This is a genomic window from Methylobacterium sp. WL119 (assembly GCF_008039875.1).
Taxonomy (GTDB): domain Bacteria; phylum Pseudomonadota; class Alphaproteobacteria; order Rhizobiales; family Beijerinckiaceae; genus Methylobacterium.
In genome coordinates this window covers 37,169-61,390 of sequence record NZ_VRUU01000012.1, presented here as the reverse complement: position 1 = coordinate 61,390, position 24,222 = coordinate 37,169, and the positions used below count along the sequence as shown (strand labels likewise).

Below are 24,222 nucleotides of genomic sequence, written 5' to 3'. Positions count from 1 at the left end.
GGGATGAGACACCGTCGCATCGTCGGGCGCCGGTGCGAGCGGATTTGACACGATCATGAACATCTTCGCCCTGTTCGAGGCGCGCGTGCGCGAGGCCGTCGAGGCGCTGGTCCGCGGCGGGACGCTGCCCGAAGGCCTCGACCTCGCCCGGGTCGTGGTCGAGCCGCCGCGCGACGCGAGCCACGGCGACCTCGCCACCAACGCCGCCCTGGTGCTCGCCAAGGAGGCCAAGACCAACCCGAAGGCGTTGGGCGAGGCGCTGGCCGCCGAGCTGCGCACGGACCCGCGCGTGGTCGGAGCCGAGGTCGCCGGCCCCGGCTTCATCAACCTGCGCCTCGCGCCCGCCGTGTTCCACGGCGTTCTGCGCGGCGTGCTGGCCGATCCCGTTGGCTATGGGCGCGGACGGATGGCGGGCGGCCGGGTCAACATCGAGTACGTATCGGCCAACCCGACCGGCCCGATGCATGTCGGGCACGGCCGCGGGGCGGTGTTCGGCGACGCGCTGGCCAACCTCCTCGTCGCCGCCGGCCGGCAGGTGACGCGCGAGTACTACATCAACGACGCCGGCGCGCAGGTCGACGTGCTCGCCCGCTCCGCCTACCTGCGCTACCGCGAGGCGCTGGGCGAGGAGGTCGGGGCGATCCCCGAGGGTCTCTATCCCGGCGACTACCTCGTGCCGGTGGGGCAGGCGCTGGCCGAGACCCACGGCCGCGCGCTGCTCGGACAACCGGAATCCGAATGGTTGCCGGTGGTGCGCGAGACCGCCATCGCCGAGATGATGGCGATGATCCGCGGGGACCTCGCCGCGATCGGCATCCACCACGATGTGTTCTTCTCCGAGCGCACCCTGCAGGGGGAGGGCGGCGGCGCGGTCGCGGCGCTGCTCGCGGAGCTGCGCGAGAAGGGCCTCGTCTACGAGGGCCGCCTGCCGCCGCCCAAGGGGCAGGTGCCGGAGGATTGGGAGGACCGCGAGCAGACCCTGTTCCGCACCAAGGATTTCGGCGACGACACCGACCGGCCGCTGCTGAAGTCGGACGGCTCCTACACCTACTTCGCCTCCGACATCGCATACCACCGGGCGAAGTACCTCGCCGGCGCCACCGAGCTGATCGACGTCCTCGGCGCCGACCACGGCGGCTACGTCAAGCGCATGCAGGCGGCGGTGAAGGCGGTCACCGACGGGCGGGCGAGCCTCGACGTGAAGCTGTGCCAGCTGGTGCGGCTGTTGCGCGCGGGCGAGCCCGTGAAGATGAGCAAGCGCTCGGGCGAGTTCGTGACGCTCCGCGAGGTCATCGACGAGGTCGGCCGCGACGCGATCCGCTTCATGATGCTCTACCGCAAGAACGACGCGACCCTCGATTTCGACCTCGCCAAGGTGGTCGAGCAGTCGAAGGACAACCCGGTCTTCTATGTCCAGTACGCCCATGCCCGCATCCGCTCGGTGCAGCGGCAGGCACGCGAGGCGTTCCCCGACTTCGATCCCGCCGATGCGGCGGCGCTGGGTGATGCGGACTTCGCGCTGCTGTCCGATGAGGGCGAGGCCGAGATGCTGCGGCTGATCGCGCAATACCCCCGCGTGCTGGAGGCGGCCGCCGCCGCCCACGAACCGCACCGGATCGCGTTCCACCTCTATGAAACGGCGAGCAGCCTGCATAGTTTCTGGAACAAGGGCAAAGACTTGCCGCAATTACGGTTTGTTAATCCAACCGACCGAAAGTCGACTCGGGCGAGGCTGGCGCTGATCGAAGCGCTGCGAGGCGTCCTGGCATCCGGTCTCGCCGTGCTTGGCGTGAGCGCTCCGGACGCGATGCGATGAGTGCGCCCCCTAAGTCGGCGTAGGATAAGGATGCTGCCATGACGAACGCTTCGCGTGCGCCTGTCGATTTCGACGCCTTCGCGCGCGATCTGCAGCAGCCTTCGCCGGCCCCGCGGGCCGTCGAACCTGCCGCGCAGAAGCCCGACCCGCTGGCGGAACTCGCCCGCATCGTCGGCCAGGACGATCCTTTCCGCGCCCTCCTCGCCGCCCGCGACGACCGGCGCGAGCCCGCCCCCCAGGCGTCCGCCCATCGCGGCCGCCAGGAGCCGAGCTTCGGCAACGAGGCCGCCCATCATCCGAACGATTACGCCGAGCCGCAGCGCAACACCCCGGCCGACGCGTTCGACCAGTATCTCGCCTCGGTCGACCACGGCTCCGACCAGCCGGTGGCCTACGGCGACGCGCAGACCTACCAGGACGGCGGTTCCGAGGCCTACGACCAGCGCAGCCTGAAGCGGGTGAAGCCGCGCCGGCGGCTGGTCACGGTCGGCGCGGGCGTCGCCGTCGTCGTCGTCGCGGTGACCGGCGCACTGACCTACAAGGGCCTGAGCCGCGGCGGCAGCGGCGGCGGCGTGCCGGTGATCCAGGCCGACACCTCGCCGGTGAAGGTCGCGCCGAAGGTCGCCGACGGCGTCGAGATCCCGGACCAGAACCGCCAGATCTACGAGCCCAAGGCCAAGGACAGCCAGATCCGCATCGTCAACCGCGAGGAGCAGCCCCTCGACGTGGCCCAGGCCGCCCGCGCGGCGCAAGGGCAGGATCGGCCGGCACAGGATCGCGGCGAGACGGCCAACCTCACGCCGGGCTCGGCCTCGTTCGACGTGTTCGGCCAGCCGCGCAAGGTCCGCACCGTCGTGGTCCGGCCGGACACCCCGCCCCCGGCGGTCCAGCGCGAGGCCCAGGCGGAATCGTCCCCGATCTCGCCGGTCCCGACCATGACGCTGCCGGGCGACGATGCATCCGCCGCACGCCCCAAGCCCGGCCGGATGGCGGCGGCTTCGACGCCGCAGATGCCGAGCCAGACCGCGACCGCGCAGCCGCCCTCGCAGCCCGCCGCAACGCAGGCGCCGCCGGCGCCCGAGCGCACGCCCGCTGCGGCGGTCCCGCCGCCGGCCAAGCCGAAGGCACCGCAGCGCGTCGCCGCCGTCGCGCCCGAGGCCGCCGTCCCGGTCGAGGCCCCGGCCACGACGGCGACCGTGAGCAACGCCGCCGTCGGCGGGTTCTCGGTCCAGCTCGGCGTCCGCACCAGCGCCAAGGAAGCCCAGACCGCCTTCCGCGAGATGCAGGGCAAGTACAGCCAGCTCGCCGGCAAGCCGGAGCTGATCCGCCAGGCCGAGGTCAACGGCAAGACGATCTTCCGGGTCCGCGTCGGGCCGCTGGCCAAGGCGAAAGCCACGAGCCTCTGCACCGAGCTTCAGGGCGCCGGCGGACAGTGCTTCGTCGCCAAGAACTGAGCCCGCCTCCACAAAACCCGCGTCGGCGGATCGCCTGAGATCGGCGATCCGCCGGGGCCGCGCCTGAGTCGCCGGCGCAACACCCGAGCGTGCGCGGACCGATGGTCCGGCAGACGTCGCGGTTTGGCCTTGCGGCGCGGGCATCTCCTGTCGGACGCTCGCCACGGATTCGTATTCTTCGTCCGGGCAGGCGATGCCCGCAACCCAACCCTCCCGGGAAGACCGTCCCCGATGACCTCCCGTGCCCTGATCCTCGGCTGCGCCGGCAAGACCCTGTCGCCGGACGAGACCGCGTTCTTCCGCGACGTGCGGCCCTGGGGCTTCATCCTGTTCAAGCGCAACATCGGCACGCCGGACGAGGTCCGGGCGCTGACCGCGTCGCTGCGCGCCACGATCGGCCGGGACGACGCGCCGATCCTGATCGACCAGGAGGGCGGCCGGGTTCAGCGCATGGGGCCGCCGCACTGGCCGGCCTACCCGGCCGGCGGGCGCTTCCGCCGGCTCGACGGGGCGGCCGCCGCGATGGCGCGGCTCGGCGCGCGCCTGATGGCGCACGACCTCGCCGACGTCGGCATCAACGTCGACTGCGCGCCCGTCCTCGACGTGCCCGAGCCCGGCGCCCACGACATCATCGGCGACCGCGCCTACGCCACGACGCCGCAGCAGGTGGCCGAGATCGGCCGGGCGGTGGCCGAGGGCCTGATGGCCGGCGGGGTGCTGCCGGTGATGAAGCACATCCCCGGGCACGGCCGCGCCGCCTGCGACAGCCACCACGGCCTGCCGGTGGTCGAGGCGAGCCTCGAATCCCTCGCGGCCCAGGATTTCCGGCCCTTCCGCGCCCTCGCCGACCTGCCGATGGCAATGAGCGCCCACGTGGTATTCACGCAGATCGATCCCGACCGGCCGGCGACCCAGTCGGCGCCCGTGATCGCCGACGTGATCCGCGGCGCGATCGGCTTCGACGGCCTGCTGATGACCGACGACCTGTCGATGCATGCCCTGACCGGGCCGTTCCGCACCCGGGCCGAGGCGGCCTTCGCCGCCGGCATCGACGTGGCGCTCCACTGCAACGGCGACGCGGACGAGATGCGCGCCGTCGCGGAGGGCACGCCGTCGCTGGCCGGTGCCGCCCTGCGCCGCGCGGAGGCGGCGCTCGCCCGGCTCGGGGGCGCCCGCGACGGCCTCGACCTGCCGCTGGCCCGTGCGCAATTCGCCGCGGCCCTAGCGCAGGCCGCCTGACGGGGCGCGGTCCCCGCATGGGATTGCCGGGGCGATCCGGGTTTGACCGCTTGTGTTAACCCGGCGCGGTCCCTAGGTTCTGCCCGAAATTCAACCGCGGACACGTGCCGACGCGGACACGTCTCTCACGATGCGTGACCCGTGGCGCAGGAGGTTGCCATGGGCAGCATGAGTATCTGGCACTGGGTCGTCGTCGCCGTCATCGTGATGCTGCTGTTCGGCCGCGGCAAGGTCTCGGACCTGATGGGCGACGTCGCCAAGGGCATCAAGGCGTTCAAGAAGGGCATGGCCGAGGACGAGGCGCCGACGCAGGCCGCGACCCCGCCCGTCGCCCCGGCCGAGCCCGTCCGCACCATCCCGCACGCGGGCGAGACCAGCCCCGGCACCGCGATCCCGGCGAGCCACCTGCCGCAGGGCGAGCGCAAGCCCGTCTGAGGAGGCCCGGGCCCGCGCCCCCGCGTGTGGGGGCACGGCTCATTTCCCGAGGCCCGTCGGCGCCGTGGCGACGGGCCCGAGGCTGCAGGACCGTCGACGACATGCTGGACATGAGCTGGGGGGAGGTGATGCTGATCGGCGGCGTCGCCCTCATCGTCATCGGGCCGAAGGACCTGCCAAAGGCGCTGCGCACCGTCGGGCAGGTGACGCGGAAGGTCCGCCGCATGGCGGGCGAGTTCCAGATGCAGTTCAACGAGGCGATCCGCGAGGCGGAGCTGGACGACGTCCGCAAGGAGGTCGACGGCATCCGCGACACGGTGCGGGGCGCGAGCGGCGGCTTCAACCCGGTCCAGACCATCCGCGACGAGCTCAAGGGCGCCGTCGAGGCCCGCGCGCCGAAGCCGAGCTCGGCGACGCTGGCCGACGCCACCGCGCAGCTGAAGGCGGCCGAGAGCGCGGCTCCGACGACCGGCGGCGCCTACGACGTGCCGAAGGCCCTGGAACAGCCCGTCGCCCAGCCCGTCGCGGAAGTGCAGGCCGCCCCCGAGCCGCTTCCCGTCCCGGGATCCGTCGACGACCCCTACGGGCCGGCCCCGGACCCGACGCCCGCGCCGCACGGCCCGGCCCCCTCCGCACCGGCCGCAGGCCATTAAGCGATGATCGACCAGACGGACGAGGCCGAGATCGAGGCGTCGCGGGCGCCGCTCCTCGACCACCTGATCGAATTGCGCGCACGGCTGATCAAGTCGCTGATCGCGTTCGTGATCATGTTCTTCGGGTGCTTCTTCTTCTCGCGCGAGATCTACAACATCCTCGTCCACCCCTACGTCTCGATCGTCGGGGTCGAGAACGCCAAGCTGATCGCGACGCACTTCCTCGAGCAGGTCTTCACCAACATCAAGCTCAGCGTCTTCGGCGCGGCGTTCCTCGCCTTCCCGGTGATCGCGACGCAGATCTACGCCTTCGTCGCCCCGGGCCTGTACCGCAACGAGCGCAAGGCGTTCATGCCCTACCTCGTCGCCACGCCGGTGTTCTTCGTGCTCGGCGCGCTGGTCGTGTTCTTCCTGGCGATGCCGCTGCTCATCAAGTTCTCGGTGTCGCTGCAGCAGGTCGGCGTCGCCGGCGAGCCGACGATCGCGCTGCTGCCGAAGGTCGACGAGTACCTCTCCCTGATCATGACGCTAATCTTCGCCTTCGGCATCGCCTTCCAGCTGCCGGTGATCCTGACGCTGCTCGGGCAGATCGGCATCATCGACGCCAAGTTCCTGCGCGAGAAGCGGCGCTACGCGATCGTCCTCGTCTTCGTCGCCGCCGCCGTGCTGACGCCGCCCGACGTGATCTCGCAGCTCTCCCTCGCGCTGCCGATGCTGCTGCTCTACGAGGCCTCGGTGTTCTCGGTGTCGCGCATGGAGACGCTGCGCGCCCGCCGCCGCATCGCCGAAGGGCTCGACCCGTAAGACCGAGCCGCGACGCCGGGCGTCGACGACGACGGGGCATGACCCGGCTGCGGGTGAGGCTCGATTTTGAGGATCCCGGGCGGGGCTTGCTCCGGTTCGAGGCTCCGTGCCGCAGCGACCGGGCCCCTTCAGAGACCGGGCCCTTTGGCGGCGCCGAATATCCTGGCCGGCCGACCGCCGACCGTCCCCTGAACCACCACGACCCAGGCATCGGCCTCCGCGACGCGGGCCACCGTTCGGGGCACCTCGAACCGCACCGCCTGGCCGGTCCAGGGCCCGAGGCGCTGCAGGCCGCGCACGACGTTGACGTAGGTGGCGGTTCGGCCGCGGTTCTCGCCGCCGCCGATCGCGACCGGGCGGCTGCGCAGGACCGGAACCAGCCAGACGTCGCCCTTCAGATCCGCCTTCGGTACCGGCTCGGCCCCGATCTCGATCACGATCCGCTCGTCGCGCTCCTCGCCGCGGACCGGCACGGGCAGACCGCCGCGGGCGTTCGCCTCGCGCAGCAGCTTCTCCAGGGCGGCCCTGTCCGAGGCGACGGTCGAGGCGGAGCCGTTGATCACGGCCTGGGGGGTGAACATCTGGCGCGCGCCGTGCACGCCGGAATAGGCATGCTGCCGCTCGCCGAACGGGCGCTGGGCCAGGGTGTCCTTCCAGCCGAGATAGTCCCAGTAGGTCACGGGAAGCGTCAGCGCGAGGATGCCGGGCTGGCGGGCGAGGTCGCCGATCACCGGATCGGCCGAGCGGCAGGCGGCGCAACCCTGGCTGGTGAACAGCTCGACCACCGCGCGCAACGGCTCGGCCGCAGCCGGACCGCACGGCAGGCCGGCGGCCAACGCCGCGAGCAGGACGCGGATCGGGACGAACGAGTGGGGACGAGCGTGGGTCGCCGTCATCGCCTCAGGAGAGCGCACGCGACGCCGGCTGGGAAATCACGTTGGCTTGAGGCTCGGCGACCTCGGTCGCACGCGCCTTCGGCAGCATATTCGGCCGCCAGCGCCGGTGCATCCACAACCACTGCCCGGGATTCTCGCGCACCCAGCCCTCGACGATCGCGGTCATCGCCTGCATCGCGCCGGCCACCGCGATCTGCCCGTCCGCGTCGCGCGGCAGGTCGAGGGGCGGGGTCAGCTCGAGCCGAAACCGGCCGTTCGGAAGGCGCACCACGCGCGCGCCGTGCACCGGGCAATCGTAGTGGCGGGCGAGCTTGGCGAGCAGCGGGTTCGCTAGGCACGGACGCCCAAAGAACGACACCACGACGCCGCGGGTGAAGTGCTGGTCGATCAGCTGCCCGAGATGGCCGCCGCGCTCGACCACGCCCTGCATCGCGAAGGCGCCGCCCGGCCCGGAGGCGGCGAGCCGCCCCATGGTCTTGCGCCGGACCTCCTGCACGAGGCGCGCCGCGGCCGGGTTGTTCGGCGCGCGGAACACCGCGGTGGTCTCGAGATCGAACTTCGCCGCGCAGATCGCCGGCAGCTCCCAGTTGGCGAGATGGGCCGAGAACACGAGGCCCGGGCGGCCGTCGTCGCGCAGCGCCAGAAAATGCGCCAGGCCCTCGACCTGCATGCGCTGGGTCGCGGGGTCGGCGGGGTCGAAGTCGAACAGCGTGTCGAGATGGGCGTACTCGGCGCCGGTGCGGCCGAGATTGTCCCAGGCGGACCGCGCGATCCCTCGGATCTCGGCCTCGGACGCGTCGGGGAAGGCGGCGCGCAGATTCGTTAGCGCCGTCCGGTGCGAGGGCAGCCAGGGCCCGAGCGCGCGCAGCAGCGCGCCGCCGGCATCCCCCGCGCGCTCGGGGCCGAGGACCCGCGACAGCCAGAACACCGCGCGGATCAGTGGCAGCATCGCATAGCCGGCGAGCCGCGGCAGGTTGCGCTTCAGGGTCAGGGCGAGGCGCAGCAACGGGTCACTCTCGGGTGGGAGGCGTCCCGTCGAGGCGGGGCGCGGGCGCGGCGGGCGACGCCGCGCGGGAAGCTCCGCGGGCTTAGATCATTTCATCGCGACAGGGGAGGGCGTCAGAAGCTCACGAGGATCTTGCCGAAGACCTTGCGCGATTCCAGCCGTTCGAGCCCCTGCGCGAAGTCCGCCAGAGGATAGACGGTGTCGACGACGGGGCGGATGCCGTCGGCCATCTTGTCGAGCGATTCCGCAATGTTGGCGAGCCGGCAGCCGAACGAGCCGGTGATGCGGTATTGCTGCTGGAACAGCTGCATCAGGTTCATCGTCGTCGAGACGCCCGAGGTCGAGCCGCAGGTCACGAGGCGGCCGCCGCGCTTGAGGCAGAGCAGCGAGCCGTTCCAGGTGTCGGGGCCGACATGCTCGAACACCACGTCCACGCCCTTCCGCTTGGTCAGCCGGCGGACCTCGCCCTCGAAGCGCTCGGTGCGGTAGTTGACGACGTGGTCGGCCCCGAGCGCGGCGGCCTTGGCGCCCTTCTCGTCGTCGCCCACCGTCGTGTAGACGGTGCAGCCGATGGCCTTGGCCATGCGGATCGCCGCGGTGCCGATCCCTGAGCCTCCGGCATGGACCAGGATGCTCTCGCCGGGCTCGAGCTTGGCGTTGTCGAACAGCATGTGCTGCACCGTGCCGAAGGCGATGCCGGCGCAGGCCGCGTCGGTGAGGCTGACCGCGTCGGGCACCTTGACCACGAGCCGGGCCGGCATGGTGACGAACTCGCGGGCGAAGCCGTCGATGTGGAAGCCCATCACCCCGCCGACATCCTCGCAGAGGTTGTCGCGGCCCTCGGTGCAGGCGCGGCATCGGCCACAGGTCATCGCGCCGTAGAGCGCGACCTTGTCGCCGGCTTCGAGCCCCTCGACGCCCTCGCCGAGCTCGGCGATCTCGCCCGCGGCCTCGGCGCCGACCGTCAGCGGCAGACGCCGCTTGGCGAAGGCCATCCCGCGAAAGCCCCAGACGTCGATGAAGTTCAGGCCGACCGCGCGGACGCGCACCCGAACCTCGCCGGGACCGGGGGGAGGGGGCGCCTCGACCTCGGTCAGGCGCAGGTCGCGGTCGCCGAAGAGTTGCAGGGCTTGCATCGGATGACTTTCAAACGCTTGGCCGGCCCCGCCCGGACCTCGGCCGATCCCAATCACGCCCGCATCCCGAGGTGCTCGCGCCAGCGGGCCTCGAAGGAGCCCTCCAGCGGGCGGAGCGATCCCTGGAGTTCTCCTTCGAGGCCTCCGCTTCGCTCCGGCACCTCGGGATGAGGGCGCGGGGTGGCCGTAACATATCTCATCCGTCCGCAGCACCAGCGCATGGCGGTGCGACAACGCCGAGATCGTCACGGACCGCCGCATCCTGCTCGCCACGCCATTCCTCGAGGCGAGGATCGAGACCGACGAGATGCAGCGACGGGTCGTCCGATCCCGCATCGCTTGGAGCCCGAGCTGCCATCACATCGGCCTGCACGACCGAATCCGAGACGGGGATCTCATTCCGGCGCGAGGTAGCGCCGCCGCGCCCAGCCCACGACCCGGCCGACCTTGACCCGGCACCACGTCGTGCGGCTCGGCGTGTCGTTGGTGCAGCCGACGACGAGCGCGCGGGCGCGGATCTCGCCGACCACCTCGGCCGCCGGGTCGGGCTCGGCGCGGATGCTCAGCGTCTCGCCGCGCGGCAGGCCGTCGACGCGGTACGGGACCGGATCGGCGCACACCGCACCGGTGCCGACGTGAAGCAGCAGGCCGGCGAGGGCCGGACGGACGAGGAGCGAGGCGCGCATGATCAGCGGTGGACGCCCATCATCGCCGTCAGGCCGCCGTCGACGGGCAGGACCGCGCCGGTGACGTAGGCGGCGGGATCCGCCATCAGGAAGGCGGCCAGCGCCGCCACCTCCGTCGGGTCGGCGAAGCGGCCGGCGGGAATCTGGCGCTCCATGCCGGCGCGGTGGGCGGCGTATCCGGCCATCATCGGGGTGTCGACGAAGCCCGGGGCGATCACGTTGACGGTGACGCCGCGCTTGGCCGACTCGATCGCCAGGGTGCGGCAATAGGCGATCAGCGCACCCTTGGTCGCCGCATAGGCCGCGTTGCCGGTGTTGGCGCGCAGCGCCGCCACCGAGCCGATCGCGACGATGCGCCCGGCCCGCGCCCGGATCATCCCGCGCACGAGGCTCTTGGCGATCCGCGTCAGCGAGAAGAAGTTCACCTGCATCAGGGCCTCGGCGCGCTCCTGATCGAGCATCGCGGCGAGCGCGTCGTAGGATTGGCCGGCATTGTGGACGAAGCCGTAATAGCTCTTCGCCTCCGCCGCCTCGCAGAAGGCGTCGAGGGCGCCGCGGTCGGCAAGATCCAGCGGGATCGCCTCGAAATCCGCGTCGGGATGGCGGTCGCGCAGCTCGGCGAGCAGGGCCTCGGCCGGCGCCTGCGACGCGCGGAAGGTGAAGTCGACGCCGTGCCCGGCGGCCGCCATCGCCCGCACGATCGCCGAGCCGAGGCCCGAGGCGCCGCCGGTGACGAGGATGCGGCGAGCCGCGGTCGGTGCCGCGCTCATGCCGGCTCGGACCCGAGCACGAGGCAGGTGTTCTGGCCGCCGAAGCCGAACGAGTTCGACAGGACGCGCGCCACGGGCAGGTCGCGCGCCGCGGTGACGATGTCGAGCGGGATCGCCGGATCCGGCACGGCGTAGTTGATCGTCGGCGGGATGCGCCCGTGCCGGATCGTCAGCAGCGAGATCACGGCCTCGATCGCCCCGGCGGCGGTCAGCGTGTGGCCGAGCATCGACTTGTTCGAGGTCACCGGGATGCGCGCGGCGGCGTCCCCGAACACCGCCATCAGGCCCATCGCCTCCATGCGGTCGTTCTCGGGCGTCGAGGTGCCGTGGGCGTTGACCGTGTCGACCGCCTCCGGCCCGATCCCGGCATCGTCGAGGCTAGCGCGGATCGCCGCGATGATCGGCGCGCCGTCGGGGCTGGAACGGGTGCGATGGAAGCCGTCGCCCTTCTCGCCGCAGCCCAGCACGTAGCCGAGGATCGTCGCGCCGCGCGCGACGGCCGAGGCCGCGTCCTCGAGCACGAGCGCGGCCGCGCCCTCGCCCATGACGAAGCCGTCGCGATTCTTCGAGAACGGCTTCGAGGCGGTCTCCGGCGGGTCGTTCTGGGTCGACAGCGCCGAGAGCAGCGAGAAGCGGATCAGCGATTCCGGGTTCACCGAGCCGTCGGTGCCGATGCAGAGCGCCGCCGTCATCTCGCCGCGCCGGATCGCCTCGACGCCGAGCTGGATCGCGGTGGCGCCCGACGAGCAGGCGGTGGAGAGCGAGATCGGCGAGCCCTTGGTGCCGAAGCGGTCGGCGATGCGGTCGGCCACCGTCCCGAAGATGAAGAGGTCGTGCCACGCGTCGAACTTGCGCGAGGCCGCCGCGTGCTGGAGACCGGCATAGGTCACCGGCCCTTCGCCGCCGCAGGCCTCCGCCAGGGCCTGGCGCTGCGGCCATTCCATCTCGACCGGCGGCACCGCGATGAACAGGGCGCCCGGGAAGTCTCCGGCCGCGCCGATGCCGGCCTGCGTCACCGCCTCCTCGGCCGCCACGCGGGCGAAGCGCTCGGAGAGGGCGGGGGCGACCAGTGGATCGGTGTCGAGGAAGTCGACCGTGCCGGCGATGCGCGTGCGCAGCCCGTCCGTCAGGAAGCGCGCGATCGCGTGGATGCCGGATCGCCCCTGCGTCAGGGCGGTCCAGGTCGCGTCCTGGCCGTGCCCGAGGGAGGAGACGATGCCGAGACCGGTGACGGCGACGAGCGGGCGACCGCGGGCGTCGCGATGGGAATGTCCTGCCATGGCGCCGTCTTAATCGGTTTTTTTCGGCCGTGCATCCCGCGGCGTGACGGACCGGGCTCAGCCGTCAGACCCACTCGCCCCGGCGCATCACCGGCACGGACTGCCCGTCGGCGGCGATGCCGTCCACGTCGACCTCGGCCGAGCCGATCATCCAGTCGATGTGGATCAGGCTGCGGTTGGCGCCGCGTGCCGCGAGGTCGTCCTCCGAGAAGCCCGCGCCACCGCCCACGAAGCACTTCGAGTAGGCTTGGCCGAGGGCGATGTGGCTCGCGGCGTTCTCGTCGTAGAGCGTGTTGTAGAACAGCAGCCCCGATGCCGAGATCGCCGAGGAAGCCGGCACCAGCGCGACCTCGCCCAGGCGACGGGCGCCCTCGTCGGTGTCGAGGACGCGGGCCAGCACGTCGGCGCCCCGGGTGGCGGCCGATTCGACGATGCGGCCTTCCGAGAACCGCACCTGGATGCCCTCGATCAGCGTACCCTGGTACGAGAGCGGCTTGGTGCTGGCGACGTGGCCCTCGACCCGCGCCCTGTGCGGCGTGGTGAAGACCTCCTCGGTCGGGATGTTGGCGTTGCAGGTGATGCCGCTGCGCGAGGTCGCCGCGCCGCCGCACCATTCGTGGTCGTCGGCGAGGCCTACGGTGAGGTCGGTGCCCGGCCCCCGGAAGCGGATCGCCGAGAAGCGGTGTCCGTTCAGCCTGTCCTTGCGCGCGTGGAGGTGGGCGTTGTGCGCGGCCCAGGCGGCGACCGGATCGGGGCCGTCGACGCGGGAGGCGGCGAACACCGCATCCCAGAGCTTGGCGACCGCCTCCGCCTCGGGGAGGTCGGGGAACACCGTGCGGGCCCAGGCCGGGGTCGCGGCCGAGACGATGGTCCAGTTCGTGGCGAAGTTGGCGATCAACTCGAGCGCCGGCACGTAGGCTTTGGAGCGCGACCGGTTGGCGCGGGCGACCTTCTCCGGATCCTGGGCCGACAGCAGCGACGGGTCGTCGCCGCTGATCGCGAGGCGGGCGGCGCCGTTGCGGTAGGCCTCCGCCATGCCCGCATAGAGCCACCCGGCGGCGGTATCGAAGGCCGCGTCCGAGGCGTGGGCGAAGCGCGCGAGCGTCGCGGCGTCGTCGCCGAGCAGGGTTGTCACCAGCGACGCCCCGGCGCGGTAGGCCTCGGCGGTGATGGCACGCGCCAGCGGCAGCGCGTCGAGGGGCGCGGTCAGGACAAGCTCCTGCCCGGCCTGGAGGTTGAGCCCGACCCGGACCGCAACCTTCGCGAGCCGGTCGAGCCGCTCCTCGTGCGCCGACCTCGCGACCGGCGGCTCAGCATGCGCGTTCATCGCGACCCCTTCGAAACGTCCGATCCTGTGGTGCAAGATCGGTGCGGGGTCCATCGAGTCAAGCGGCGCGGGACCAGGTGATCTCGCCGAGGCTCTCGCGGAAGGCGAAGCGCATCAGGTGGTCGGAGACGACGTTCTCCAGGCGGGTCAGCCCGGCGGGATCGGACGTGGCGATCCGCATCAGCAGGGCGTCGGGCTCGGCGTCGAAGGTGCAGACGCGGTCCTCGCTGAACGGCACGGTGCCGTGCTCGGGGGTCGCCGAAACCGGGAACTTGTGGCTCCAGTGGCGGCAGAGCTGCTGCAGGTAGCGGCTCGCCTCGGCGGTCTGCACGCGGGCCTGAGAGGTGGGCATCTCGATGGTCTCCTTGAAACGTCTCGTCGCGAGCCGGCCGTCGCCTTCGCGACTGCGAAGGCAGGCGGGGACCCAAGCAAGTGCCGGACCCTGGCGCCGGGCGCCGCGACCGGGGTTGACGATAAAACGCAACCTCAGCCGTTAACGCCCCACTAACGCAGGGAAACCCGCACGCTCCCGGTCTTCTCCCGACCGGTCGCGATTCGAACCTTGGACCGGCCGGAGAGCCGATTTATGGCGCGATGCGTCATCGCATCATGGCAAGACATGGTGCGTCGCACAATCGAAATCCAGCCGGCTCGGCACTCCGCGGCGGTCGGCTCAGGGCAGGGCGGGCTGCGGATCGTCGGAGAGAGCGACGACCTTGCCCGGGTTGAGCCGGTCCTGCGGGTCGAGCCCGGCCTTGATCGCGCGCATCAAGTCGAGGGCGACCGGGTCGGCGTAGTGCTGCAGCTCGTCGCGCTTGATCAGGCCGACGCCGTGCTCGGCGGCGATCGAGCCGTCCATCGCGGTCACGATGTCGTGGACGATGCGGTTGAAGTCCGCCCAGGTGCCGAGGAACGCGGCCTTGTCCATGCCGACCGGCTGGCTCAGGTTGAAGTGCATGTTGCCGTCGCCGACATGGCCGAAGGCGCAGACCCGCAGGCCCGGCATCGCCGCCTCGCAGGCCGCGCTCGCCTGCTCGACGAAGTCGGCGAGCCGCGACAGGGGCACCGACACGTCGTGCTTGATCGAGCCGCCCTCGTAGCCCTGCGCATCCGAGAGATGCTCACGCAAGGCCCAGAGCGCGAGGTTCTGCGCCTCGCTCGCCCCGAGCGTTGCATCCTCCACGAGCCCGTCCTCGATCGCCTCGGAGAGCGCCGCCTCGAGCTCGGCCCGGGTGTCGGCGTCGGGCCGGGCGGAGGCGAGCTCGATCAGGGCGTAGGCGCCGTGCTCGCCCGCGAGCGGGCGGACCGTGCCGGGCATGTGCCGCAGCACCATGTCGAGCCCGACCGGCGGGATGAACTCGAAGGCGGTGAGGTCCCGGTCGGCGCGCCTGCGCAGGCGCGCGAACAGGTCGAGCGCCACGCGGGCCGAGGGCAGCCCGACAAACCCGACCGTGCGCGAGGCGGGCTTCGGGAAGAGCTTCAGCACCGCCTTGGTGATGATGCCGAGGGTGCCTTCCGAGCCGACGAACAGGTGCTTGAGGTCGTATCCGGCGTTGTTCTTGCGCAGAGCCTTGAGGCCGTTCCACACCCGGCCGTCGGCGAGCACCACCTCGAGCCCGAGGACGAGGTCGCGGGCGTTGCCGTAGGCCAGCACCGCGATCCCGCCGGAATTGCACGCCAGCGCGCCGCCGATCCGCGCCGATCCGCGCGAGGCGTAGGAGAGCGGGAACAGCAGCCCGGCGGCGTCGGCCGCGTCCTGCACCTCGGCGAGGATCGCGCCGGCCTCGACCACGATGCTGGCGTTCACCGGATCGAGCGCGAGAACGCGGTTCATCCGCGCGAGCGACAGCACCACGCCGCCATGCGGAACGCCGCCGCCGACGAGCCCGGTGTTGCCGCCCTGCGCCACCACCGCGACGCCCGCCGCCGCGCAGGCCTCGACCACGAAGGCGACCTCCTCGGTCGAGCCCGGCCGAACGGCGGCGAGCGCCGAGCCGCGGTAGAGTTTTCGGGACTCAACGAGATACGGGGCGAGGTCGGACGGGTCGGTCAGAACATGGGCGGCCCCGAGGCGCGCGCGCAGGGCTTCGAGGAGGGTGTCGGAGGACGGGGCCGGGGCGAGGGTGGGTTCGGTCATGATCGGTTCTTCGGCAGGGATTCTCTCGCGGACGCGGCCGCGATGCAAACGCTGCGGGCTGGCATGGACCGGTCGGTGGCCTAAGACTAGCCGCAGCGGGCACCCGGTCCACCCGATGCCCGAACGACGACCCGCCCCTGTCTCACGAGGCACGCCATGCTGTCCGTCATCCCGAACCCGCCCCGCGTCGCCCTGCCGGTCGCCGGCAGCACGGACCTGTTCCCGGTGCGCCGGGTCTACTGCGTCGGCCGCAACTACGCGGCGCATGCCCGCGAGATGGGGAAGGACCCCGACCGCGAGCCGCCGTTCTTCTTCATGAAGCCGGCCGACGCGCTGCAGCCCTGCGGGCCCGAGCCGAAGCGGCACCCCTATCCGCCGCGCACCGAGAACTACCATTTCGAGATCGAGCTGGTGGCGGCGCTCGCCAGCGGCGGCCGCGACATCCCGGTCGAGGCCGCGCGCGATCACGTCTACGGCTACGCCATCGGCCTCGACATGACCCGGCGCGACCTGCAGGACGAGGCCAAGGCCCTGGCCCGGCCATGGGACCTCGGCAAGGCGGCCGACCTCTCCGGCCCGATCGGCCCGATCCACCCGGTCGCCGAGATCGGCCATCCGGCGGCCGGACCGATCACCCTCTCGGTCGGCGGCGCCGAGCGCCAGCGCGGCGACCTCGGCGACATGATCTGGTCGGTCGCCGAGCAGATCGCCTACCTCTCGGCCTATTTCGCGCTTGAGCCGGGCGACCTGATCTTCACCGGCACGCCGGCCGGCGTCGGCCCGGTGCGGCGGGGCGAGCGCATGGTGGGGGCGATCGCGGGGCTGGGCGAGATCGTCCTGGACGTGGCCTGAGCGGCTGCGCGGCTCCCCCGATGACGAAGCTCCTCGACCGGCCGCTGGCGCGCCGCCTGTTCCACCTCGGCGCGCTGGCGGCGCGCGGCATGACGCTCGGCGTCCGCGGCGCGGCCTTCGACGCGCAGGGCCGGGTCTGCCTCGTGCGCCACACCTACGTCAGCGGCTGGCAGCTGCCGGGCGGCGGCGTCGAGCGCGGCGAGACCGCGCCGGAGGCGATGGCGCGCGAGTTCCGCGAGGAAGCCGAGATCGCCGTCGATCCCGCGGTCGGGCTGCGCCTGCACGGCTTCTACCGCAACCGCGCGGCCTCGCCGCGCGACCACGTCGCCCTCTACGTCGCCCCGGCCTTCACGGTGCTCGGGGAGAAGCGGCCCGACCGCGAGATCGCGGCCTGCGCCTTCTTCGCCCTCGACGCCCTGCCGGACGCGACCACCCGCGCGACGGTGGAACGCCTGCGCGAGATCCGCGACGGCCGTCCGCCCGCCGATCTCTGGTGAGATCGGACGGACGCGAAAAATCCTCGCAGCCGGCGCTTGCAACGCCGGTTGGAATGGTGTTTAGAGAGCGCCGCCGGGGCCGCCGGGCACGAGAGTTTCCAGCGGGCCAGCATTGTGAGCGGGTGTAGCTCAGGGGTAGAGCACAACCTTGCCAAGGTTGGGGTCGAGGGTTCGAATCCCTTCGCCCGCTCCAATTCACTCGGACAGATCAGAACGCGATTACAGCGCGTTAGCAGAGGCCACCTTCGGGTGGCCTTTTGCGTTCCTGGCCCCCTGGTCCCGTTATTGGTCCCGAAACGTGCGAAAACCCCGCCCGGGAGACCCCCGGCAGGGTGGAAGGCGATCGCAGGCCCCGATTGAAACGGGACCGGCCATTCGGTTGCAGGCCGACGCTCTCACGCGCCGTGGACAGTCCCAAGCCAGGAATTTCCGACCTCGTGTGCGCTGTCGCACATAGACGGTTTTTAGCCGATCGAGGGATTTCAGCGCCGGCCACCCGGATTCCCGCGGGCGGCTAAATCCTGCGTCAGGGGGCGAGCCGGCCGAGATACTTCGCGTCCTCCGGATCCGGCGGCGCGAGGATCTCGGGTTGGGCTTCCAGCAGCGGCCCGACCGCGGCCGCGATCTCCCGCTTGTCGAGGAGACGGTAGGCCCCGTCGCGCAGCAGGATGACGGCCGGGGCGGGCTTGAGCTTCTTGGCCCCCTTCTCGGGCGTCAGGTACACGCCGTCGTACCCGGGGGGGCCGGGCTTGAACCACACCACGAGGGCGTCCGGCGTCTGCTGCCTGAACCAATCCGACGTTGCGATCCAGGCCGCGCAGGCCTCCTTGGCCACGCGCTTCCGGTTCACGTTCGACAGCTGGGACGCCAGGAACAGCGCGTGCCCGGCGAGCTCGCCGACCGGCAGGGGCGTGAACACGATCTCGCCGGGGGGCGCGTCGACCCGGGTGAAGGTCTCGATGACGGGTTCGGGTTTGACGTCGGACATGCCCGCATGATGCGGGCGAGCCGTTAACCGCCCGTCAGCCGGCGGAGCGGCCGGCCTCGCGGGCCCGGCGCTCCGGACCGAGCTTCCTTGCCAGGTCCGCCGGCCGCTGCGCCCGCACGAAGCCGCGGCTGACCTGCCCCGAGATCTCGGCCATCTCCGTCAGGGCATCGCCGAGCGCCCTCCTCAGGGCGTCCCTCGCGTCGCCGTCGGCGGCCTCCATGTACGCCCGCTCCATTTCGTCCACGAGCACCTCCATTGATTCGCACATGAGAACGAATGGAGAACAAATTGGTGCGGGAGTCGATCCCTGGACGCGACGTTTCGGCCCTCGGTCAGACGAACCAGCTGACCACCAGGGCGACCGCGATGCCGAGGCCGACCTGCAGAACGGTGGAACGCAGGCGGTCGATCGCTGCGGTCAGATTGGCGGCATCCAGGTTGGGGACGGGATCCGCGGGAGCCTGAGGCGGCGGCCCCTGTTCCGGCACCCCATCATCCTCGTCGACCTTCGGCTGCGGCGCGTCGCTCCAGCTGAGATGGCGGACGGTGCCGCGGGCCACCTCTGGGCTCTCGCTCGCGTTGTCCGCATGGGGAGCCAGATACCAAGTGACGCCGTAGCCGGGCGGCGTGTGCTCGTCGCCCTTCGTGATCCAGAGATCGAGCTTCACGCCGAGGTGGAACGACGGCATCTCGCCAGCGCGGTAGGCCGCGAGCATCGCGGCCATGTCCATCTCGGGGATCCAGCACTCCAGGAACCAGGCGTCCTCGCTCTTGAACTCCCGGTCACCGGCGATGAAGCCGAGCACGCCGGTGAACGGGGTGTAGCCGTTGCCGTCCTCCTGGGGGATGGCGGGCCGGATCGTCACGGGCAGGACCCGGCACGTGTCGCCCCATCCCGCGAGCCGGACGGTGTCCCTCCGGATCGCGGCCATCCCGGACAGCTGGGGTGTCCGGCTGATGGTCCCGTAGTCCGTGGAGACGGCCTGACCCATCTTGAGGTTCGAGACCTCGACCCAGAGGGTCCGATAGGGGTCGTGGTGCCACTCTCCCTCGACCTCCGGGATCGCCATCGTCCCGTCCGTGACGATCGATTTCAGCCGCGCGCGTTTGTCCTGTCTCGCCATGTGCCCCCCCGAGGTTGAGGCACTCTCGCGGGCTGGCGACGCCCCGTCCAGGGCTCCCGTCCTTAGGCCTGCCTGCGTCCCACGCGGCGCCGGTCGTTGCGGGCCTCGCGCTCCACGGCGTGCCCGATCCACAGGGCGAGCGCGTCCCGGATCCGGGACTCCCGCGCGGCCGGGCCGTCCCCGGGATCCGCGGCGATGATGCGCTCGACGGTCCTCGTGGCGCCGCGGGCGAGCTCGTCGATCGTGGACTGCCTCACCACAGGTCTCGCACGTAGCCGAACTCGACCCGCTCGACCCGCTCGACCCGCTCGACGTCACCCTCGCCGATGAAGGTCTTCGATCCGACCGGACTGAACGTCATTCCGGCCACGATGTCCCCGGCGTTGAGGCCCTCCGGCGGGGTGTACGAGCCCGCGTCGATGGCGGCCTGCACGCGCTTCCTCAGGTACTCCGCGAGCGGGCAGGTCGGCTCGACCTTGAAGACGGGGTCGGCAGAGAGCTTCAAGTCGGCGAGCGCGACGGACCAGGACCCATCCTTCGAACCCTCGTTACCGGTGACCGTCGCCTGCAGGGTTCGGCAGGTCACCACCCCGCGCAGCGACTGGAGAGCCACGCGGTTGAGGTGCATCCTGTCCGTGGACAAGGCGAATGTACCGTCGCCGTTGGGGGTAAGTGTCGCCTTCGTCATGCCCGCCTCCGTGCCTTGGCCTCGGAGGCCCGGCGCGTCTTGCGGTTGGGGCCGGCGTCGTCGGGCCGGCGGAAGGCCAGCGACGCGACGAACGGGCTCATCTCCCGGCAGGTCACATCGAACTCGGCCGCGAGCTCGGTGGATCGTGCCATGCGCTCGACCACCTCGCGCACGCCCATGCGCCTCAAGGGGATCCGGCGACCGGCGATGTGGATGCTCTCGCTCATGCCCGTAGCCCCTGCAGCTGCCTCTCAATGCCGAGGCGGACGGCGATGGCGTGGCGAACCTGGCGGACGAATTCCTCGGAGGGGTCCTCGCGGAAATCGTTCGGGGTGCAGTGCCAGGCGCAGTAGACGATCACGGCGTCGCCCTGCGTCACCCTCGAGCCGTTGACGGTGACGACGTCGCCTTAGGTCCCGATCCGGATCTCTTCGCTGTCCGAGGGGAGGCCGATCGCTTCGAGGGCTTCCCTCGCGATCGGCCCGTTGATGGAGGCAACCCATAGGGACGACATCTCTCCCGGCATGACCACGGCCATCCGGGGTGGCGTCATGCGGAAGGGCGTCTCGGTGTAGATGCGCATGGTCAGGCATCCCGTCCGTTCACATGAGCCTGAAGGCGGCGCAGCCCGGTGCTCATCCAGCGACCAGCGTCGAGCATCCCGAGAGCGAAGGCCGCGCCCATGGTCGCTCCCTGCTGAGCCGCATGCGCAGCCGCAGGATCTCCCTCCCGCCATGTCCGGCGTGAGATCAGCGCCTCCAGCGTACCGGCCGAGGTGTCGCAGTCGGCTTGGGCCGCCAAGCGCCTGGCCGTCCGCGGGATGGCGTGTGCCGACAGGCCTGAACGCCGGAGCTGTCGGCGGATGCCACGCTCAGACTTGGTCATGCCGGCCTCCGTGCCTTGGCCTCGGCCGCCCGGCGCTGCTCGGCGAGCAGGCCGTCGAGGCTGTCCCGGAGCGCCCGGACGAGCGTCATCCCATCGATGTCGTCGGGGTCCGTGCAGGCCTCGGCCTCGCGCAGGGCGGCCCGCACCGCGGCGATGTCGTCCTCAATCGCGACGTGGCGCTTGGGCGCCTCGCCACCCAGCTCCTTGACCTGCGCCATCCCATTTCCCCCATCGAATCCGTGCAGAACAGCAGTCTGCCACGCCCCGAAGATTTCCACTGGACGGCGTCCAAAAATTCGCGCAGCCGGCTGAGTCGCAGGGGGTTCCTTGCATGCCGATCGGGTAGGCTTCGGCCATGAGCATCTTCGAACTCGGCGAGTCCCTCGCCACCGCCCGCCGCCATCGCCGCCTCTCGCAGCGGGCCCTCGCGGCCAAGGCCGACGTAAGCGTCGAGTGGGTGTCCCGCTTCGAGCGCGGTGACAGCATGGAGCCATCGATGCACCGCGTGTTGCGATGCCTCCATGTGCTTGGGCTGGACCTGCGGCTGTCGACGTACAACCAGGGCCGGCCCAGCCTCGACGACCTCATCGCGCAGGACGAGGAGGCCGATAGCAGCCCGGTGCTGAAGGCGGCGCTAGGGCTTGGTTAACCTTAGGAACCCCACTCGGTCCGCAACGGCTGCACATCCCTTGCACCCTGAGCCGGCTTGGCGCACATAGGGGTCACACCGGAGTTCTCGCCATGACCTTCCCTCGCTCGAAACGGATGCATCGCCCCGCCGCCTGAGCCCTGCTCGGCGCGCCCCGCGTGCACTCCCGTTCCAGCGAGATCCCCATGACCGACGACGCCTCTCGGGCGCGCGCCGCTGCCGTCCAGGCCGCCCGTGCCACGCTCCTCGACTCCACCGCCCTGACGGGGCCCCGCCAGCCCGAGGCTCCCATCGGGTCGCGTGCGAAGGCGTTCGGCGGCGAGCACGTGCGGTACGACGCCCGCGTCGACGCCGGCCTGGCTCTCGCCCGGTTCCTCGGCGAGGAGCCCCGGCTCCCGGCCGCGCTAGTCCGGCAGCTCGGGCAGACCCGGCGGGACGTCAGCATCGCCTCCCTGCAGAAGGCGGAGGCGGCGCTGCGCGGGCACGCCAACGCGGAGACCACCTCGGACGCGAGCCGGAACGCCGCGGCGCTGCTGGCGGATGACCTGCTTTTCGCACAGGCGGCGCTGGGGTCCGCCAAGGCGGCGGCGTGCTGCAGCTCGATCTGCTTGCGCCTGGCGCTGGCGTCGGCCTCCAACGGGCATCACGCCGCCGCTTGGCTCGCCCTGCGGAACGCCCTTCGATACTGCAGCGACGCCACGGAGGAGCTGGACGAGGCGGGGTACGTTTCCGAGGACCAGGCCAGCAGCCTGGCGCCGTACGACAACCACGTGGCCCGATTCGCCGAGACGCTCGCGATCATCGCGGCGGCGCACCGGCAGATCGGCGTCGAGGAGGACCTCGCCCGCGGTGGCGCCGGCGGCACCGCCAAGGACTGGGTCGACGCGCAGGCGGACGGCCTCGCCGCGCTGGCGCAGCTGGACTGGCCCCTCGGCGACGGAGGCTGGAGGGACCGGGCGGCGCGCGCCACCCCGACGCTCGTCGTCCTAGCCAAGGGGGCCTTGGACCACCTACCCGGTTCCGAGACCACGGGCTCATCGCGGACGTCGCGGGGGTCCACGCCGCGCGCGGAGTTCAACACGCTCGCCGGGGAGGCCCTGCCGCTCGTCCATGGCGTCGACGTCGTGGCCGTCGGCAAGCTGCTCGACGCGCGGTTCCCGTGGTTCACGGACCTCACCGCGCTGCTGCTGCGGGACCTCGCCAACGGGGGTGTAGCCCGGCTGCGGAACACTCTCGCGGTGTCGCCGCCGGGCAGTGGGAAGACGAGCTACCTGCAGGCGTTCTGCGAGGCGGCCGGGATCCCGTGCGTCCTCTACAACGCCGCCGGCGTCGCCGACGCCGCGTTCGGAGGAACCTCGCGCCAGTGGAGCACGGGGCGCGCAAGCGTCCCGTTGCAGACGATCCAGCGGCTCCGCGTCGCCAACCCCGTAATCATCATCGACGAGATCGAGAAGGCGGGTACGAGGTCGGAGAACGGGCGCCTCACGGACTCCCTGATCGCCCTGCTGGAGCCGGCAGGGAGCCGCGCCTTTCACGAGGTCTATCTGGAAACGAACGCCGATCTGAGCGGCACCCAGTTCCTGGCGACGGCCAACGGGACGGGAGGCGTCCCCGGCCCCCTCCTGGACCGCTTCCGCGTCGTGCACGTCGGCCTTCCCAGGGCCGAGGACCTCCCCGTCGCGGCGGCCAACCTCGTCGCCGAGCTCCGCGACGAGCGTGGCCTCGACGCCGGCTGGCTCCCCGACCTCGACGGCGACGAGCTGCATCTGCTGGCGCGCGTGTGGAAGGGGGGCAGCCTGCGCCCGCTCCGCCGCGCCGTGACGACGCTTCTCGACGGCCGCGAGACCCTCGCCCGTCGCCACTGACACCTCATCACTGAAGGAGACCCTCTATGTCCGACGCACGCCCGAATGCCGCCCCGGCCGCCTCCCTCGACGAGGCGATCCTCTCCCTGCGCGCGCGCCGGGAGACGAGCGACCTCCGCTTGGAGGCCGAGCTCTCAGGCCTGTCTGTACTTCACCTGGCGCGGCGGGCGCAGGCCCTCGGCCGCCTCGGGCCCTGCGACGTCGACCGCCTCGTCCAGGGCGTCGTCCGCCTCGTCGACGCCCTGCCGGGCACGCGCGGAGACAGGGCGTGAAATCCGCGCGCGGCCCCCCTCTGCCCAATCCGCATCCCAGGAGATCTTCCCATGCTCATCGACGAATTTCGCACCATCGCCGACGACGCCGTGTGCCGCCATCCGGGCCACGCCGACGTCGCCCCCACGGGCGTCAGCCCGAGCCCTCACGGCCCCCTCGTGACGTGGACGGGCGGCAGCGTGCTCCCCCGGCAGGACGACGGCAGGACAGTGGCGCCGCCCCCCGCGCAGGACGTCCTCCGCGTCCTGGCGCGCACCCTCGCCCTGCGCTGGCAGACCGGCCGCGCCGTCGTCCCGGACGACTGGGACGCCACCCTGCGGGCGCGCCACCCGAGGACGTTCGAGGACGGCGGACCGTACTCGGGTGGCGGGTGGCGTTGGCTATGGGAAGCGGGCGCGAGCCTGATCTCCGAGGCCGGCGCGACGGGATTCCGCACGACGCAGACGAAGGAAAAGTTTGCGCAAGCGCGATGGTATTACTCAATCGAAGGCAAGACTAGGAAGGCGATGCGCAATGAAGTCAACACTATAGTTGACTGCGTAGAGCACCTGTCGGCCTTCATCTGCGAGACGTGCGGAGCGCCTGGTCGGATCCGGCACGGAGGCTGGTCGAAGGCCTGCTGCGACGCCCATGCCGCCGGGAAGAAGTGACGTCTACCGCAACCTGACGCGCCGGCTCTGGTCCGTGCGCGTCGGCGGCCGGGTCGTCGGCCACGTGCCGGCGATCGTACTTGCCGACGTCGTCCTCCGGGCGTCGGAGGCG

General features: G+C 71.6%; 29 protein-coding genes and 1 tRNA gene. 13 read left to right on the top strand and 17 right to left on the bottom strand.

Translation table 11 applies throughout. From position 1 onward, the window contains the following. The first annotated feature begins 55 nt into the window (after positions 1-55). The 6 genes from argS to tatC all read left to right on the top strand — a co-directional run bounded on the left by argS (position 56) and on the right by tatC (position 6,401). Positions 56-1,816: an arginine--tRNA ligase gene (argS, locus tag FV227_RS07760; protein WP_147727586.1), complete on the top strand. Its 1,761-nt coding sequence runs from the start codon at positions 56-58 to the stop codon at positions 1,814-1,816. Between the two features lie 38 nt (positions 1,817-1,854). Continuing rightward, positions 1,855-3,270, top strand: a complete 1,416-nt coding sequence (locus FV227_RS07755; protein WP_147858686.1) for an SPOR domain-containing protein — start codon at positions 1,855-1,857, stop codon at positions 3,268-3,270. A 231-nt stretch (positions 3,271-3,501) separates the two neighbouring features. Then, on the top strand, positions 3,502-4,509 hold the full coding sequence (gene nagZ, locus FV227_RS07750; protein WP_147858685.1) for a beta-N-acetylhexosaminidase: 1,008 nt from the start codon (positions 3,502-3,504) through the stop codon (positions 4,507-4,509). Between the two features lie 159 nt (positions 4,510-4,668). Then, positions 4,669-4,944, top strand: a complete 276-nt coding sequence (locus FV227_RS07745; RefSeq protein WP_147727044.1) for a twin-arginine translocase TatA/TatE family subunit — start codon at positions 4,669-4,671, stop codon at positions 4,942-4,944. 101 nt (positions 4,945-5,045) lie between these two features. After that, positions 5,046-5,597, top strand: coding sequence for a Sec-independent protein translocase protein TatB (gene tatB / locus FV227_RS07740; RefSeq protein WP_147727045.1), 552 nt, complete (start codon positions 5,046-5,048; stop codon positions 5,595-5,597). Positions 5,598-5,600: 3 nt separating this feature from the next. Further along, positions 5,601-6,401, top strand: a complete 801-nt coding sequence (gene tatC / locus FV227_RS07735) for a twin-arginine translocase subunit TatC (RefSeq protein WP_147727046.1) — start codon at positions 5,601-5,603, stop codon at positions 6,399-6,401. A gap of 128 nt (positions 6,402-6,529) precedes the next feature. On the opposite strand, the gene FV227_RS07730 is transcribed toward tatC, so the two are convergent. The 9 genes from FV227_RS07730 to FV227_RS07685 form a co-directional block, all read right to left on the bottom strand. After that, complete coding sequence (locus FV227_RS07730; protein ID WP_147727047.1) at positions 6,530-7,297, bottom strand: DUF1223 domain-containing protein; 768 nt, start codon at positions 7,295-7,297, stop codon at positions 6,530-6,532. A 4-nt stretch (positions 7,298-7,301) separates the two neighbouring features. Further along, a complete protein-coding gene (locus FV227_RS07725) occupies positions 7,302-8,303 on the bottom strand; it encodes a lipid A biosynthesis lauroyl acyltransferase (protein WP_147727048.1) in 1,002 nt (333 codons plus the stop codon). 113 nt (positions 8,304-8,416) lie between these two features. After that, the gene (locus FV227_RS07720) at positions 8,417-9,439 is read right to left on the bottom strand and encodes a zinc-binding dehydrogenase (protein WP_147727049.1); all 1,023 of its coding nucleotides are present in this window, start codon (positions 9,437-9,439) and stop codon (positions 8,417-8,419) included. Between the two features lie 395 nt (positions 9,440-9,834). After that, on the bottom strand, positions 9,835-10,125 hold the full coding sequence (locus FV227_RS07710) for an SH3 domain-containing protein (protein WP_147727050.1): 291 nt from the start codon (positions 10,123-10,125) through the stop codon (positions 9,835-9,837). 2 nt (positions 10,126-10,127) lie between these two features. Beyond that, positions 10,128-10,895, bottom strand: coding sequence for an SDR family oxidoreductase (locus FV227_RS07705; protein ID WP_147727051.1), 768 nt, complete (start codon positions 10,893-10,895; stop codon positions 10,128-10,130). After that, positions 10,892-12,175: a beta-ketoacyl-ACP synthase gene (locus tag FV227_RS07700; RefSeq protein WP_147727052.1), complete on the bottom strand. Its 1,284-nt coding sequence runs from the start codon at positions 12,173-12,175 to the stop codon at positions 10,892-10,894. Before FV227_RS07700 ends, FV227_RS07705 begins: the two co-directional genes overlap by 4 nt. A 64-nt stretch (positions 12,176-12,239) precedes the next feature. After that, positions 12,240-13,502: an aminopeptidase gene (locus FV227_RS07695; RefSeq protein ID WP_147727053.1), complete on the bottom strand. Its 1,263-nt coding sequence runs from the start codon at positions 13,500-13,502 to the stop codon at positions 12,240-12,242. A gap of 58 nt (positions 13,503-13,560) precedes the next feature. Then, on the bottom strand, positions 13,561-13,854 hold the full coding sequence (locus FV227_RS07690) for a DUF2218 domain-containing protein (RefSeq protein ID WP_147727054.1): 294 nt from the start codon (positions 13,852-13,854) through the stop codon (positions 13,561-13,563). Between the two features lie 321 nt (positions 13,855-14,175). Further along, positions 14,176-15,639, bottom strand: a complete 1,464-nt coding sequence (locus FV227_RS07685; RefSeq protein ID WP_147858684.1) for an FAD-binding oxidoreductase — start codon at positions 15,637-15,639, stop codon at positions 14,176-14,178. Between the two features lie 156 nt (positions 15,640-15,795). Here FV227_RS07685 and FV227_RS07680 point away from each other — a divergent pair, with 156 nt between their 5' ends. The 3 genes from FV227_RS07680 to FV227_RS07670 all read left to right on the top strand — a co-directional run bounded on the left by FV227_RS07680 (position 15,796) and on the right by FV227_RS07670 (position 17,181). Further along, the gene (locus FV227_RS07680; protein WP_147858683.1) at positions 15,796-16,491 is read left to right on the top strand and encodes a fumarylacetoacetate hydrolase family protein; all 696 of its coding nucleotides are present in this window, start codon (positions 15,796-15,798) and stop codon (positions 16,489-16,491) included. A gap of 20 nt (positions 16,492-16,511) precedes the next feature. After that, complete coding sequence (locus FV227_RS07675; RefSeq protein ID WP_147858682.1) at positions 16,512-16,988, top strand: NUDIX domain-containing protein; 477 nt, start codon at positions 16,512-16,514, stop codon at positions 16,986-16,988. Positions 16,989-17,106: 118 nt separating this feature from the next. Next, positions 17,107-17,181, top strand: a tRNA-Gly gene (locus FV227_RS07670). Between the two features lie 333 nt (positions 17,182-17,514). Here FV227_RS07670 and FV227_RS07665 read toward each other — a convergent pair. The 8 genes from FV227_RS07665 to FV227_RS07635 all read right to left on the bottom strand — a co-directional run bounded on the left by FV227_RS07665 (position 17,515) and on the right by FV227_RS07635 (position 20,891). Beyond that, positions 17,515-17,976, bottom strand: coding sequence for a hypothetical protein (locus FV227_RS07665; RefSeq protein ID WP_056251302.1), 462 nt, complete (start codon positions 17,974-17,976; stop codon positions 17,515-17,517). A gap of 34 nt (positions 17,977-18,010) precedes the next feature. Continuing rightward, the gene (locus FV227_RS07660; protein ID WP_346016943.1) at positions 18,011-18,211 is read right to left on the bottom strand and encodes a hypothetical protein; all 201 of its coding nucleotides are present in this window, start codon (positions 18,209-18,211) and stop codon (positions 18,011-18,013) included. A gap of 97 nt (positions 18,212-18,308) precedes the next feature. Then, positions 18,309-19,100: a hypothetical protein gene (locus FV227_RS07655; RefSeq protein ID WP_056251309.1), complete on the bottom strand. Its 792-nt coding sequence runs from the start codon at positions 19,098-19,100 to the stop codon at positions 18,309-18,311. Between the two features lie 62 nt (positions 19,101-19,162). Then, positions 19,163-19,357, bottom strand: a complete 195-nt coding sequence (locus tag FV227_RS07650) for a hypothetical protein (protein ID WP_056251407.1) — start codon at positions 19,355-19,357, stop codon at positions 19,163-19,165. After that, on the bottom strand, positions 19,354-19,788 hold the full coding sequence (locus FV227_RS07645; RefSeq protein WP_056251313.1) for a hypothetical protein: 435 nt from the start codon (positions 19,786-19,788) through the stop codon (positions 19,354-19,356). Before FV227_RS07645 ends, FV227_RS07650 begins: the two co-directional genes overlap by 4 nt. Next, entirely contained in the window at positions 19,785-20,015 is a 231-nt protein-coding gene (locus tag FV227_RS07640; protein WP_056251317.1) for a hypothetical protein, read from the bottom strand. The genes FV227_RS07645 and FV227_RS07640 overlap by 4 nt, the downstream gene beginning before the upstream one ends. Before the next feature lie 182 nt (positions 20,016-20,197). Next, entirely contained in the window at positions 20,198-20,371 is a 174-nt protein-coding gene (locus tag FV227_RS28885; protein WP_156462900.1) for a hypothetical protein, read from the bottom strand. Positions 20,372-20,669: 298 nt separating this feature from the next. Then, entirely contained in the window at positions 20,670-20,891 is a 222-nt protein-coding gene (locus FV227_RS07635) for a hypothetical protein (RefSeq protein ID WP_056251323.1), read from the bottom strand. Positions 20,892-21,028: 137 nt separating this feature from the next. On the opposite strand from FV227_RS07635, the gene FV227_RS07630 reads away from it, so the two are divergent. From FV227_RS07630 to FV227_RS07610, 4 genes are all read left to right on the top strand, one after another. Further along, positions 21,029-21,322 carry a helix-turn-helix transcriptional regulator gene (locus tag FV227_RS07630; RefSeq protein ID WP_056251325.1) on the top strand — a complete coding sequence of 98 codons (294 nt, stop codon included), beginning with the start codon at positions 21,029-21,031 and terminating at the stop codon, positions 21,320-21,322. Positions 21,323-21,507: 185 nt separating this feature from the next. Further along, positions 21,508-23,187: an AAA family ATPase gene (locus tag FV227_RS07620; RefSeq protein WP_056251328.1), complete on the top strand. Its 1,680-nt coding sequence runs from the start codon at positions 21,508-21,510 to the stop codon at positions 23,185-23,187. Positions 23,188-23,213: 26 nt separating this feature from the next. Continuing rightward, entirely contained in the window at positions 23,214-23,459 is a 246-nt protein-coding gene (locus FV227_RS07615) for a hypothetical protein (protein ID WP_056251331.1), read from the top strand. A 51-nt stretch (positions 23,460-23,510) separates the two neighbouring features. Further along, positions 23,511-24,110, top strand: a complete 600-nt coding sequence (locus tag FV227_RS07610; RefSeq protein WP_056251334.1) for a hypothetical protein — start codon at positions 23,511-23,513, stop codon at positions 24,108-24,110. Positions 24,111-24,222: the final 112 nt, after the last annotated feature.